At 63.2% G+C, this 13335-nt stretch carries 9 protein-coding genes and 2 pseudogenes; 5 read left to right on the top strand and 6 right to left on the bottom strand.

Features of this window, described 5'->3' with window-relative positions; translation table 11 throughout:
* Nucleotides 1-8 precede the first annotated feature (8 nt).
* Nucleotides 9-1682, bottom strand: a complete 1674-nt coding sequence (locus MSTE_RS04345; protein ID WP_096499291.1) for an AMP-binding protein — start codon at nt 1680-1682, stop codon at nt 9-11.
* 302 nt (nt 1683-1984) lie between these two features.
* Here MSTE_RS04345 and MSTE_RS04340 point away from each other — a divergent pair, with 302 nt between their 5' ends.
* Complete coding sequence (locus MSTE_RS04340; RefSeq protein ID WP_231896990.1) at nt 1985-2950, top strand: SMP-30/gluconolactonase/LRE family protein; 966 nt, start codon at nt 1985-1987, stop codon at nt 2948-2950.
* On the opposite strand, the pseudogene MSTE_RS04335 reads toward MSTE_RS04340, so the two are convergent.
* From MSTE_RS04335 to MSTE_RS04320, 4 genes and pseudogenes are all read right to left on the bottom strand, one after another.
* Nucleotides 2916-4438 (bottom strand): annotated as a pseudogene (locus MSTE_RS04335) (fatty acyl-CoA synthetase). The gene MSTE_RS04340 and the pseudogene MSTE_RS04335 overlap by 35 nt on opposite strands.
* Nucleotides 4439-4459: 21 nt before the next feature.
* On the bottom strand, nt 4460-5902 hold the full coding sequence (locus MSTE_RS04330) for an aldehyde dehydrogenase (protein WP_096499287.1): 1443 nt from the start codon (nt 5900-5902) through the stop codon (nt 4460-4462).
* The gene (locus MSTE_RS04325) at nt 5887-6912 is read right to left on the bottom strand and encodes an acyl-CoA dehydrogenase family protein (RefSeq protein ID WP_096499285.1); all 1026 of its coding nucleotides are present in this window, start codon (nt 6910-6912) and stop codon (nt 5887-5889) included. The genes MSTE_RS04330 and MSTE_RS04325 overlap by 16 nt, the downstream gene beginning before the upstream one ends.
* Nucleotides 6913-6921: 9 nt before the next feature.
* Nucleotides 6922-8058 carry an acyl-CoA dehydrogenase family protein gene (locus tag MSTE_RS04320; protein ID WP_096505421.1) on the bottom strand — a complete coding sequence of 379 codons (1137 nt, stop codon included), beginning with the start codon at nt 8056-8058 and terminating at the stop codon, nt 6922-6924.
* Between the two features lie 238 nt (nt 8059-8296).
* Here MSTE_RS04320 and MSTE_RS25420 point away from each other — a divergent pair.
* The 3 genes and pseudogenes from MSTE_RS25420 to MSTE_RS04310 form a co-directional block, all read left to right on the top strand.
* Nucleotides 8297-9115: pseudogene (locus MSTE_RS25420) on the top strand (alpha/beta hydrolase); the annotation flags it as partial.
* A 114-nt stretch (nt 9116-9229) separates the two neighbouring features.
* The gene (locus tag MSTE_RS25415; protein ID WP_269458243.1) at nt 9230-10696 is read left to right on the top strand and encodes a flavin-containing monooxygenase; all 1467 of its coding nucleotides are present in this window, start codon (nt 9230-9232) and stop codon (nt 10694-10696) included.
* Nucleotides 10697-10700: 4 nt separating this feature from the next.
* Nucleotides 10701-11579, top strand: a complete 879-nt coding sequence (locus MSTE_RS04310; protein WP_157997631.1) for an SDR family NAD(P)-dependent oxidoreductase — start codon at nt 10701-10703, stop codon at nt 11577-11579.
* A gap of 21 nt (nt 11580-11600) precedes the next feature.
* Here the strand turns inward: MSTE_RS04310 and MSTE_RS04305 are convergent, their stop codons facing one another.
* Nucleotides 11601-12491, bottom strand: coding sequence for an oxygenase MpaB family protein (locus MSTE_RS04305; protein WP_096499279.1), 891 nt, complete (start codon nt 12489-12491; stop codon nt 11601-11603).
* 107 nt (nt 12492-12598) lie between these two features.
* Here MSTE_RS04305 and MSTE_RS04300 point away from each other — a divergent pair, with 107 nt between their 5' ends.
* Complete coding sequence (locus MSTE_RS04300) at nt 12599-13246, top strand: TetR/AcrR family transcriptional regulator (RefSeq protein WP_157997630.1); 648 nt, start codon at nt 12599-12601, stop codon at nt 13244-13246.
* The last annotated feature ends 89 nt before the right edge of the window (nt 13247-13335 follow it).

Raw genomic sequence — 13335 nt, 5'->3', positions numbered from 1 at the left:
GTGCCGAATCACACCGCGTCTGTCCCCAGGGCGGCCAGCTCACGTTTGAGCACTTTGCCCATGGCATTGCGCGGCAGCTCATCGACAAAGATGACGTCCCGCGGCGCCTTGTAGCGGGCCAGGTTGTCCTTGACGAACTCCTGCACAGCGGTGGCATCGATCGACTGGTTCGTTACGGGAACCACGAAAGCCCTGAGCCGCTGGCCGAATTCGTCGTCCTCGACGCCGATCACTGCCACATCGTCAATAGCGTTGTGGGTGAGCAGCAGATCCTCAACCTCACGCGGGAAGACGTTCTCACCGCCCGAGATGATCATGTCGTCGTCGCGTCCGTCGATATACAAGCGGCCCGACCGATCGAGATGGCCCAGATCTCCCGATGAGAGGAATCCGTCGATGATCTGTTTTCCGCCGCCACCCGTGTAGCCCTCGAACGGCGCCGTACTTGCCACGAAAATACGACCGACCTGCCCGGCCGGAAGCTCTCGACCGGCATCATCCAGGATCCGTATCCGTACCCCCAGCGCAGGCCGTCCAACCGTATTCGGTTCAGCACGTAGATCTTCCGCTGTGGCGATCGAGGTGATGGACACCTCGGTGGAGCCATACAGGTTGTGCACGACGTCACCGAACCGCCGCGTTGCGGCTTGGTACACCGTCGGCGCCAGCTGAGAGCCCGCACTGAAGATGATCCGCAGCGACGAAAGATCATGGCGTGCAACCTCTTCATCATTCACTTCGACGAGGCGGCGCAGCATCACGGGGACAACGCAGACCGTGGTGGCGCGGTAGTCCGCAACGTCACGAAGAACCTGCGCCGGATCGAACTGGCGGCGTAGCACAAGTGTCGAACCCAGACTGATGGAAAGCAATGCGATTACCAGTCCGGTGCCATGAAAGATGGGCGGCGCCACCACGGTTGCCTCGCGCGCCCGCATCGGGAGCCTCTCGAGCAGTCCGCCCGGAATCGTCAGCGAGCGAGGATCGGGGCGCGGAGCCCCCTTCGGCAGTCCGGTAGTGCCGCTGGTGAGCTGCACCAGCCGGCCTGGTCGCTCCGGCGGCGGCGGGGAAGCAGGGTCAGCCCCCGCGACCATCGCGGCCAGCTCGTCGAAGGCCGGGTCATCTACTGCTGACCTGAATTTTCCTTGGGGCGCAGCGATTCCATCGGCAACTTCGGCCAGGTCCGCGTCGCAGATCAACACGTCCACACCCTCACGTGCAGCCACCTCTGCGGCCTGCGGAGCCGAGAAGCGGGTGTTGAGCCAGATCGTCGTCATGCCCGCACGCGAAGCCGCAAAGGCGGCGATTAGCGGCCACCGATGATTTCGGCAGAGGATCGCCAGGCGGGTATCCGGCCCGTATCCCTTGGACCGGAACGCGTTGGTCAACCTATTGACATTGTCTTCGAGCTCATCAAAGGTCAGCGTGCCGCCATCGTCGACAAGGGCAAGCGACCCACCGTGTTTGATGGCCGCCACACGTGGCGCCGCACCGACCGGTCCGAAGTCACCCAGTGCGAGCGCCACTGCCCGCAATCGGCTGACACGGTCCAGGCTCAGGACTCCCGCGCGCGCCAAGGCGCGGAACGCACGCAGCTCTAGCAGCAGGTCGGTGAGAGCGCTGTCAATGGATCTGTGTTTCTTTCCGCTCGAACTCTCGGCGCTGCCACGTTGGTGCCTCATCGGTGTCGCCAGCTTTCATGTCGTGTCACAGCTTATTATCTTGTAGATAACAAAGTATCTCATTGAGCGCGCCTGGCCAATAGATCCTCAGAACTGAACAACCATCGACCTCGTATATCGCAGGTAGACCATGTCAATCGCCTCTGCTATCTTTATGCTAATTTTTGGCGTACGATGGCCCCGGCCTTGGGAGTGCGATGTCCAACCCTTTGATTTCAGCGCTGAGCCGGGTGTCCGGGAAACCAGAGATCAGCCCGCGAAGGTGGAAACCACATCCAGCCCCCGCCCGGGCAGGCCGCGCCATGGGAACACACGCGATGGGCCCGGTATCCCGGATCGAGCTGCCCGGCGTCGGCCCCGAGGACGTCATCGTTGACACCGAGGGGTCCCTCTACACCGGCCTGGAGGATGGCCGCGTAGTCCGTATCTCCCCCGAGGGCCAGTGCGATGTCCTGACAATCACCGATGGACGCCCCCTTGGCTTGGAGTGGTCCCACGACGGACGCCTGCTGGTGTGCGATCCGTTTCGCGGTCTGCTGGCCGTCGATATCACCTCTGGGACACTGTCGACACTGGTTCACGAGGTCGATGGAGTTCCCATGCGCTTCTGCAGCAACGCCGCGGCGGCCCCGGACGGGACTATCTACTTCACCGACTCATCACAGCGGTTCGGATTCGAACACAACATGGCCGACGTGCTCGAGCATTCGTGCACCGGCCGCCTGCTCCGGTTGTCCCCGAACGGAATCGTCGAGGTTCTGCTTGACGGCCTCGCCTTTGCCAATGGGCTCGCCCTTGCCGCCGACAAGTCTTACCTAGTGGTCGCAGAGACTTTCGAGTATCGGCTGACCCGATACTGGCTAGCCGGACCTCGGGCCGGATCCGCCGAGCCGTTGATCGACAATCTGCCCGGGATTCCCGACAATCTGTCGATCGGCTCTGACGGGTTGTTCTGGGTGGCGCTGTCTATACCACGCAACGCTGCGCTCGACGCGCTGCTACCCAAACATGGACTGCTCCGTCAAATCGCTTATGCGCTCCCGGCGAGGCTGCAGCCGCAGCCCGCGCGCACGCTCTGGGTGCTGGCGGTAGACGGCCTGGGCTGCATACATTTTGATCTGCAGACCTCAGGAGAAGAGTACGCGCTGGTCACCGGCGTCTGTGAGCAAGCGGGACGCGTCTACCTCAGCAGCCTCAATGAATCCGCGCTTGCCGTCTTCGATCTCGCGCACCTCACTGCGCTGGTACCTTACGCAACTCTCGCTTGAGGAGCTTCCCACTCTGATTCCGGGGCAGCTGTGCGACAAACCGCACATGCTTAGGCACCTTGAACGGCGCGATGCGGCCCTTGACATGTGCGATCAATTCCTCCGCACTCGGCCTAACCGCGCCGTACTTGACGACCACAACTGCGGTGACCGCCTCGATCCAGCGCTCATCCGGGGTGCCGATCACGGCGACTTCGGCGACGGCGGGATTGGTGTAGACCGCGTCCTCAACCTCTCGCGATGCCACCAGCACCCCCCCGGTGTTGATGACATCTCTGATGCGGTCCACCACCTTCAGGTATCCGTCAGTGTCGCGGGTGACCAAGTCGCCGGAATGAAACCAGCCGTCCCGGAAGGCTTCTGCTGTCGCTTCGGCGTTTTTCCAGTATCCCAGGCACAACTGCGGCGACCGGTACACCACCTCGCCGACGACACCCGCCTCGACATCGTCGCCGTTCTCGTCCACAACACGCGTCTCGACAAACAGGACCGGCCGCCCACACGAGGCCTCGCGTCCATCGTGTTCATCCGGGCGCAGTACCGTTGCCAGCGGGCCGATCTCCGACTGCCCGAACAGGTTGTAGAAACCGAGGGCGGGATACCGTGCCCGCAACCTATTCAGAACCGTGACGGGCATGATCGACGCGCCATACTGCGCCTTTCGCAATGACGACAGATCCCGCGTCTCCAAGTCTGGGTGGTTGGACAGCGGCACCCACACCGTCGGGGCTAAAAACAGCGACCCAATCCGGTCCGTCTCGATCCGGCGCAATATCTCCGGAATCACAGGGGACTCCATCAGGCGCACGGTGGCACCCACCTGCAAGTACGGCATCAGCAGGCAGTGCATACCGGCCGAGTGATACAGCGGCATGCAGATCAACGGATCGTCGTGCTCGGTGAGGTCCAGGGCGACGATGCACGACATGTACTCATGCACCAGCGAGCGGTGAGTCATCATGGCACCCTTGGGTTTCGACGTCGTACCCGAGGTGTACAACAACTGCACCAAGTCGGTGTCGCAGGCCTCCGATACGTCGACGTCCGGGGCGTCGGCCGACTCTAGGGGCGAATCCGCCCCTCGCCGCAGCGGTACCACGTGCCGTACCACCGTGGCCTCGAGGACGGCGCTCAGCTCCGCCGTCAGCTCGTCGTCGACCAGCACCGCACAGCTTCCTGATTGCACCAACAGGTGGACAAGCTCATCGCCCTGCAACGATTGGTTGATCGGCACGTGAACCAACCCGCACGCGCACAAGATAAAAATCCGATGGCATAGGCATCCGAATTCTTGCCGTAGGCAGCCACGCGATCGCCCGGTTGCAAACCCAATGCGCGCAGCAACGCCGCCGCACGACTCACTGCCGCGTCAAGCTCTCGATACGTCCATGACCGATCCCCGAACATCAACGCCAGGCGGTCGGGCACACGCCGGGCGCTGCGCCGCAGCACTGCATCGACGGTGCTGCCCCGTGGATCCGTTGACATTTCGTTCACCTCGCCGGCCGATCAGAGGTAGATGGACTGCAATTCGACATATGATTCCAGCGCCTCCGGACCCCATTCACGGCCGATGCCACTGTCTTTCACTCCACCGAACGGTGCGGCGGGGTCAAGGTTGTAGCCGTTGATCCCGATCGTCCCCGTCTCAATCCGCTGGGCGAATGCCCTGGCACGGTCGGGGTCGGCCGACCACACCGAGCCGCCGAGCCCGAAGGCGGAGTCGTTGGCGATGTGCAGCGCCTCCTCGTCACTGTCGTATCCGATAACAGCGAGCACCGGTCCGAAAATCTCCTCACAGGCGATGCGCTGCGCGTTGGTCACATCGGCGAAAACGGTTGGCGCAACGAACCAACCCGCGCGCTGCGGCCTCGTTCCGCCCGCCACCAGCCTGCTGCCGTCGGCCTTTCCGGATTCGATGTAGTTCTCGACGCGTTCCCGCTGACGTGGGCTGACCATAGGTCCCACCATGGTGGTTTCCTCCAGCGCATCGCCGATGGTCGCGGCACGCGCCAAATCAGCTAGCGTGTCGACGATCTCGCCATAGCGTGCTCGCGGCGCCAACACCCGCGTACCGAGGAAACAGGTTTGGCCGTTGTTCAGCAGCGTCGCCTTGAACAGCTCCTCGATCGAGGCCGAGATATTGCCATCGTCGAGCACAATGGTCGCCGACTTGCCGCCCAGTTCCAGTGACACCGGGCGCAGCAGCCGCCCGCACTCCTGGGCGATCGCGCGGCCTGCCTCAGTCGAGCCCGTGAACGCTATTCTTGCGATGCCCGGGTGCGATACCAGGTAGCGGCCGATCTCGGGCCCCCCGGGCACGATGTTGATCACCCCGGCGGGAAGGCCGGCCTCGATCACTGCGTCTGCCAACAGGATTGTGTCCAACACCGTTTCGGGAGAAGGCTTGACCACCACCGTGTTTCCGGCCGCGAGCGCCGGTGCGATCTTCATCATCGCCAGTGTCTGCGGGAAGTTCCACGGCACGATGACGCCCACCACGCCCATCGGCTTGCGCACCACGTCGATCTGGCCGCCGAGCAATCCGCTGCGTCGCGACACCCGCGGCTGATCCCGGACCAGACCTGCGTAGAAGCGCAGCAGCAACGGCGGGAATCCCGCCTCGAGCCCATTCGAGACCGCAATCGGCATGCCGTTCTGTCTCGACACCGTCTGTGCCATCTGCGAGCCACGGGCCTCAAGCGCATCAGCAAGCCTGTCGAGGTACCCTGCACGTACGGAATTGCCAAGCGCAGCCCAGGATCCGAGAACCTGCCGGGCGGCGGTAACGGCCAAGTCGACATCAGCGACCGTGCCAGCCGGCACCCCACCGAGGTACTCCTCGGTGCTCGGATTGATCACGGAGAGTCGCTCTCCGGCCCGGTGCGACCAGGCGCCCCCGATAAAGAGGGAGTCATGTTCGATCACTGCTGTGGTCACGGATTCGGGCATGCTGGGTTCCTTCCATCTGCAACGAGTTTGGCTATTCGCGCCCGATGGAACGCGGCATCACCGAACAGTTGCGCGTCCATGACGGCGCGGGCGTAGTACCAATGCACCTCAGCCTCCCAGCTGAAGCCATATGCGCCGTGCATCTGCACCGCGGCGGCGGTGACCGCGCGCCCCGCATCGGATGCCGCGGCCTTGGCCATCGACGCGGCCAGCGGCAGTTCACCCGGGTTGTGCTCCGCAGCCCACGCCGCGTAGTACACCGCCGATCGCGCGCACTCGGTGTGTCGCAGCATCTCGGCAGCGGTGTGCCCAACAGCCTGAAACGAGCCGATCGGTGCACCGAATTGCTCGCGTTCCTTCGCGTAGGCCACGGTGAGGTCCAGCGACGCCTGACAGATTCCGACCAGCTCCGCGGCGACCACGACCAACGCCCGATCCATCGCCCCGGATGCGTCCCCGTCTAGCGGCTCATCGGATTGCGGTCCCGCGTAGGCGTACCCCCGCAGCGAGTCCACCACCTCGATCGGCCGGATGCCGGCGTGAACGCGATCCACGACCACTGCCTTCTGCCCAGTCTCGTCGATGGCGATAATGACGTCCGCACGGTCCGCATCCGCGATGAGTTCGGGCATTCGAGTGTCTGTAATGCCAAAGGCGCCCAGGATCTTTCCGCCCGCCAGCCCGGGCAGCCACCGTTCGCGCTGCCCAGCGGTACCGGCGTGCGCGACCACCATTGCCGCGGTCACCGTGCCCAGCATGGGTGTTGGCGCACAGGCGTAACCGAGCTCCTCGAACACTGCCGCGACTTCCACCAAGCCCATGCCTTCGCCCCCGTAAGCGACGGGTATCGCGATGCCGGGCCAGCCCAAGTCACGCAGTTCGGACCAGAGTTCCTCTGCCGGCTGCCCATTCGCCGCTGCCCGGCGCGTCTCGGGCGAACTGAGCGCGACGAGCACGGAGCGCGCCGCGTCCTTGACCTCTCGCTGATCGTCAGAAAGTTCGAATCGCATGCCAACCCCTCAGTGCGCCTTGGGAAGTCCGAGTACACGCTCGGCGATGATGTTCTTCTGCACTTGCGTGGTTCCACCCTCGATCGTGTATCCGGGCGCCCGCATCAACTCGAATGACCAGGGCGAATTGGTACACAGCGCCGCGTCGCCCAGGATGTCGACCGCCAGAGCCGCGATGTCCTGAGCAGTCTCAGACCACAGCCACTTGCCGATCGAGCCTTCCGGACCGGGCGCCCTGTTCGCCTCGACTGCCGACAGCGTGCGCCAGGCTATGTGCCGCAGCATCTCGACGCGCAGGTACACCTCACCCAGCCGGTCCGCAATCCGCGCATCATCGATGGTGCCGTTGCCAATTGCCGCATCGAACAGGTCGTCGACCTCATTGCGCAGCGTCGCCTGCAGGGCGAACCCCAGCCCGGCCCGCTCGTTCATCAACGTCGTCATGGCAACCTGCCACCCGTTGTTAAGACCGCCGACGAGGTTTTCCGCCGGGATCCGTACATCGTCGAGGAACAGTTCGTTGAACTCGCTCTCTCCGGTCATCTGCCGGATGGGGCGAACGGTCACCCCAGGTTGTTCCATATCCATGAGGAAGAAGCTGATACCTCGGTGCTTCTTGACGTCCGGGTCGGTCCGGGCCAGCAGGATGCACCACTTGGAGTACTGTGCGAACGACGTCCACACCTTCTGACCGGTGACAACCCATTCGTCATCGTCCCGCACCGCACGCGTCCTCAGCGACGCCAGATCGGACCCGGCCCCCGGCTCGGAAAAACCTTGGCACCAGATCTCATCCGCCGACATGATGGGCGGCAGATAGCGCGCCTGTTGTTCGGGTGTCCCCCAGGCCATTAGCGTCGGCCCGACGAGCATCAGGCCGATTCCGTTGGCGAGCAAGGGGGTTCGCGCCTTGGCCAGTTCCTCGTAGAAGATCGCGGTCTCGGTGTATGTCGCACCCCGGCCGCCGAATCGTTCCGGCCAGTGCACGGCCGCCCATCCTGCCTCGTTGAGCCTCCGCTGCCACTCGATACGCTGGCGAAACCGCGCTTCCTCGTCGCCCGTGCCGGTCGTGACGGCGTTCGAGGCAAGCCAGCTGCGGACCTCCTCCCGGAACACACACTGTTCGGGCGAGAAGGTGAGGTCCATGACTTCCACCATAGGTTGTTATCTTCTAGATAACAAGACTTAAGCCCTGCCGCCGTGCGCAAGCACAGAGTCAGCGGATCCATACGCGGACAGCGGCGTCCCATCCCCTTTCCTGACACAGATCCAGCTCACTATTAGCACCCGATAGCCGGGCCTTATCGGCGGTTTTTCAGTGGGATTCAAGCCTTAGCGGAAATGCCTCTTCCATCAACGACTACTACTGGAGTAGCTTATTGGCATGACGCTAATACGTGTACCGGAGACGTTCCTGCGGACAGCCATGCGAGGAGCAGGATCGGTGGGCACGTCTAGCGCCGTTCCGTTGCGTGCCCGTCGCGCCGTCACCGATGCCACGTTCGGAGCCATTCCGCTGCCCACGGGTATGCGAGAGGCGAAGGCCTCGATCGGCGGTGTGGACGGATTATGGATTGCGCCAACGACATCCCCTTCGCCGAGTAGAGTTGTGCTGTTTCTGCACGGGGGTGCCTACATCGTCGGATCCTCACGATCCCATCGTCGGGTTGCGGCAGTTCTCGCCCAGGAAATCGGCGCGTCGGTGTTCGTGCCCGATTACCGGCGCGCGCCCGAACACCCATACCCCGCGGCTCTCGACGACGCCCTCGCCGCCTACGAAGGGCTTCTTACTCAAGGATTTTCGGGTGGACAGATCGTTATCGCAGGCGACTCCGCTGGCGGTGGCCTCGCTACCGCGCTTGCAATGACGCTGCGCGACAACGATCGCCCGCTTCCTGCCGTGCTGGCGTTGATCTGCCCATGGCTTGACTTGACCCCGGACACCACCGGAACCCGAATACGGCACCCGTTAGATCCCCTGCGTCTCCACACTGTCCTAGCCGAAGGCGCCCATGCCTATGCCGGGTCTGCCGATGCCGCACGCACGGGAGCATCGCCGCTTCATGGCGATCTCGCCGGTCTGCCTCCTATCGTGCTGCACGCTGCGGCTGACGATGTCCTCACCGAAGATGCCGAACGGTTCGTCGAGCGTGCGAACGCGGCCGGTGTCGACATCGAGTACCGGCGATTCGACCGCATGTGGCATGGCTATTACCTGCACACGGGGATGCTGTCGGCTGCCGATACCTCACTTACTCACCTGAGTACCGCTGTCGCGCAACGGTTAAGCGGGCGAGCGCGACGGCTCCGGTTCGGTATCGTCGGCGCCGGGATGTCTGGCATCTGTATGGCCGCCAAACTGCGGGCGGCGGGATACGACGACATCGTCATCTTCGAGAAGGCTGCCGAAGTGGGCGGCACCTGGCGCGAGAACCGGTACCCCGGACTGACCTGCGACGTACCCGCTCGCTATTACTCGTACAAGTTCGCCCCGAATCCCGAATGGAGCGGATTGTTCGCCCCGGGCGCCGAGATACTCGACTACTTTGTCGGTGTCACAAAGGAATTGGATCTGCGCCGTCAGGTCCGATTCGGGTCGGAGGTCACCGAGGCGCGCTGGAAGTCGGGGCGGTGGCACCTGATCACCGCCGACGGACATAAGGACGCTGTCGACATCCTGATCACCGCCACTGGATTCTTGCACCACCCAGCATTTCCCAGCATCCCAGGCTTGGACGCCTTCGGCGGACGCACCGTTCACTCGGCCCAGTGGGACCCATCCGTGCAGACCACGGGCAAGCGTGTCGGCCTGATCGGTACCGGCTCAACAGGTGCTCAAATCACCGCAGCACTCGCTGACGATGTCACGAAACTGTCTGTGTTCCAGAGGACCCCGCAATGGGTTATGTGGGCGCCGTCGTTCAGCTATCACCCTGTGTCGAAGTTCCTGCTCCGGAAGTTTCCGGCACTCAGCAAGGTGTCATACCGCGGTTGGCAGACCACCTTGGAGGCCACCCTGGGACAGGCAGCTATCAAGGAAGGGTGGCAGCGGACCCTCATGTCCGCGGCGGCGCGGCTGTCGCTTCGGTTCGGTGTGAAGGACAAAGCATTACGTGAAACACTCACCCCCGACTACCAACCCTTGTGTAAACGGCTCGTCATCTCGTCGAAGTTCTACGGCGCAGTTCAGTCCGACAGGGTGGACCTTGTCACCGAGGGCATCGATCATATCGAGGAGCGCGGCGTTGTCACCGCCGACGGAACCCTTCACGAACTCGATGTACTGGTGCTCGCAACAGGTTTCGATGCGCACGCCTACATGCGTCCCATGCAGATCGAAGGCGATAGCGGCACGACGCTCGACGAGGCATGGGCGGAAGGTCCAGTCGGCTACCGCACCGTCGCAATGTCGGGCTTCCCGAACCTATTCACTCTGGTCGGCCCACACAGCCCAGTCGGAAACTACGCGATCACCGGTGTCGCCGATGCGCAATCCGATTACGTCATGCGATGGGTCACGCTGATTGACCGAAACGGCTTCGCATCAGTGACTCCGACGCAGGATGCGACCGACAGGTTCAACGAAGAGCGCCGGGCAGCGACCCCGGGGCTCGTCGCCGCAAGCGGTTGCCAAAGCTGGTATCTCGGCAAGGACGGACGCCCTGACATGTGGCCGTGGTCGCCCGCCAAACATCGAGAGATGTTGCGCGAGCCGGTGCTCGCGGATTTCCACGTCGAACTACTCGCGGATGCGTCAACCGACTCAATCACCGACAAGGACTGAAACCATGAACATTTCAAATATTCTCGGCGCGCAGCGGATCGGTCGGGGCAAAGCTGCGCCGGACGCGTTTTGCGGGAAGATCGCGGTGATCACCGGCGGCGGCTCTGGTATCGGACGATCGACGGCCATTGCGCTCGCCCGGCTGGGCGCGAAGGTGCACGTCGTCGACCTGGTCGCCGAGAATGCCGAAACAGTCACCACTGAAATCAGAGCCACCGGCGCGGGCGCGACCGCACACCACGTCGACGTGACAGACCCCGCCGCGGTCGATGCCCTTGCCACGCGGGTGTACGCGGCCGACGGCCGCGTCGACATCCTGTTCAACAACGCGGGTGTGGGCCTGCAGGGACCCGTGGAGATGACGTCCCTAGATGAATGGAATCGCATCATCAACGTCAATCTCATGGGCGTCGTACATGGTGTGCATGCTTTTGTCCCACGCATGCTGGCCCAGGGCGGCGGCGGACACATCGTCAACACGGCGTCGATGCTCGGCTTGTACGTGTGGCCGTCGTTTGTGCCGTACGCGACTTCCAAGCATGCGGTCGTCGGGCTGACCGAGGGGCTCGCCGCAGAACTCGGGCCTCGGGGAATCCACGCCACCGCCATCTGCCCCGGCGTCGTCAACACCCCGATTCACGAAACCTCGCCCATCCATGGTGATTTCGCCGAGCGCCGGGACGAAGTGCGCAAGTGGATGAATCGTGTGGGTGCCGACCCGGACAAGGTGGCCGAGGCGGTTATCAAGGCCATCATTCAACGCCAGCTCATCTGTCCGGTGCCTAGGGTGCAGGTGCAACCGGCATGGGCGCTGCACCGCATCTCGCCGAAGACGAGCGGAACGGTCGGTCGGCTGGTGTTCGGTCTGATCAAACCCAAGTAGCCGCGGTCGCAGCGCGCTCGGCTAGGCCAGCGAGCGTGCCGCCCGCATGGTCTCGACGGCGCGCGGGAGGGCTACTGCGGGCAGCACATCGCGCGCACCCGGCTGATCGAGCAACCAGTACCCGCCACGGGCAACACGGCGCGCAACTGTCAACGCCGGACTGCGAGAATCCAACCCGATCATGTGCAGCACATCGTTGGGAAGTAGCGCCACCCCACTGCGGACCACCAGGGCCAGCGGCAGTTTCACAGGCTTCCACTGCGCTGACAGACCCTGAGGATTCATCACCTGACTGAACGCCCGCTGGCCGGCATCGGTCAGCTTGAGCTGTGGCCACATGCGCGCGAAATATGCCTCGGCCTCGGCGGCACTCATCGGGATGAGTTCGGGGGGCACGCCCTGCAATTGCGCAAACGGAGCCAACTGTCGCCAGAAATCGTCTTGCTCAACGGAAGACAGCTCGCCCTCCCCATAGGCGGCATGCGCGCGCAGAGCTCCGTCGCCGTTCGTCATGTGTAGCCACAGCAGGTTCTCCGGATCCGATACCCAGTGCAACTTATCGCCGTCTCGCAAGGGGCTAATGCTGTCATGCATCGCCCGGACGTACTTGGCGGCACGGTCCGCGGTCGCGGTAGCCCCGAAGATCACCGAATAGACATAGCCGAGCGTGCGGCGGGCACGGCCGATCGGATCCACGTACAACGAGTCGACTTGGTCACTGAGTGTCGCACACGGTGGGTACAGCTCGAAGATCACCGCGTTGTACACCGCACCCGCAACTACACACGGATGGCTGAACAGCCGCCATGGAACAGAATCCGGGCCAAAGTAACCATGCTCTGGGTCACCCGGCGGCGCCAGAGACAACCATGGCCCGATGTCCTCAGTGTCCAGTTCCTCACCGAATGTCATTGATGCACTTCCTTTCCACACAGCATCGTCGCCGCCACCTTCATCAATACAGATATGTATTGATGAAGTCAATAACACGGCTCCACACTGTGGCAGGATGGCCAGACATGGACTCACCCACGGTGTGGCGGGGCCGGACAATGCAGGATCGTGCAGCCGAACGGCGCAATCGACTCATCGATGCCGGCTTCGATCTGCTCGGCACCGAAGGCGTTGCCGGAACATCAGTCAGCGCCGTGTGCCGCAACGCCGATCTGACCCGCAACTACTTCTACGAGAGCTTCGCAGGTATCGACGAGCTGCTGCGGGCCGTACAGGACCGCGTCAACGACGAGTTGCGTGCTGTCATCGAAACGTCCACGAGCACCGGAAACCTCGAACACCGACTGAAGTCGATATTCTTGACCGCGGCACAGTATTTCGAGGAGGACCCGCGACGAGTCCGGGTAACGTTCCGAGAGACACTCGGCAACGAGGTACTGCGCGAGAACGCCAATCAGGGCGCACCGGCATTCGTGCTCTTCACGATGACGCACTTCCTCGATTTGCTCGACGGGTTAAGCGTGCCCGCCGTACGCAGTGGTGACACCGCGATAGCCTTCACCCAAATTTACGGCGCCCTGGCGATCACCATCATGGACTGGCTCGAAGGTCGCCTCGAGGCGACCGCCGAGCAGATCGCCCGATCCTGCACCCAGCTGGTCCTCGCGGTGATCGACGCGCACGGGTGGCGCACGCCACTATCGCAGCGCTAGCAGCGGAAGCTGCCAAACCAGACAGGACAATTCGTGGAGCGCGAATCACGGCCAGCTCGCGCTATTATCACGAGTGGTGGGCTTCTTAG

It is taken from the genome of [Mycobacterium] stephanolepidis (genome assembly GCF_002356335.1).
Taxonomy (GTDB): Bacteria; Actinomycetota; Actinomycetes; order Mycobacteriales; family Mycobacteriaceae; genus Mycobacterium; species Mycobacterium stephanolepidis.
This window is presented reverse-complemented; position numbering and strand designations above follow the sequence as displayed.

Bases quoted from the DNA above. Each gene is read 5' to 3' on its own strand.
- MSTE_RS04300 (WP_157997630.1), top strand. From the start codon at position 12,599: ATGGACTCACCCACGGTGTGGCGGGGCCGGACAATGCAGGATCGTGCA.
- MSTE_RS04345 (WP_096499291.1), bottom strand. From the start codon at position 1,682: ATGAGGCACCAACGTGGCAGCGCCGAGAGTTCGAGCGGAAAGAAACAC.
- MSTE_RS04305 (WP_096499279.1), bottom strand. From the start codon at position 12,491: ATGACATTCGGTGAGGAACTGGACACTGAGGACATCGGGCCATGGTTG.
- MSTE_RS04320 (WP_096505421.1), bottom strand. From the start codon at position 8,058: ATGGACCTCACCTTCTCGCCCGAACAGTGTGTGTTCCGGGAGGAGGTC.
- MSTE_RS04330 (WP_096499287.1), bottom strand. From the start codon at position 5,902: ATGCCCGAATCCGTGACCACAGCAGTGATCGAACATGACTCCCTCTTT.
- MSTE_RS04340 (WP_231896990.1), top strand. From the start codon at position 1,985: ATGGGAACACACGCGATGGGCCCGGTATCCCGGATCGAGCTGCCCGGC.
- MSTE_RS04310 (WP_157997631.1), top strand. From the start codon at position 10,701: ATGAACATTTCAAATATTCTCGGCGCGCAGCGGATCGGTCGGGGCAAA.
- MSTE_RS04325 (WP_096499285.1), bottom strand. From the start codon at position 6,912: ATGCGATTCGAACTTTCTGACGATCAGCGAGAGGTCAAGGACGCGGCG.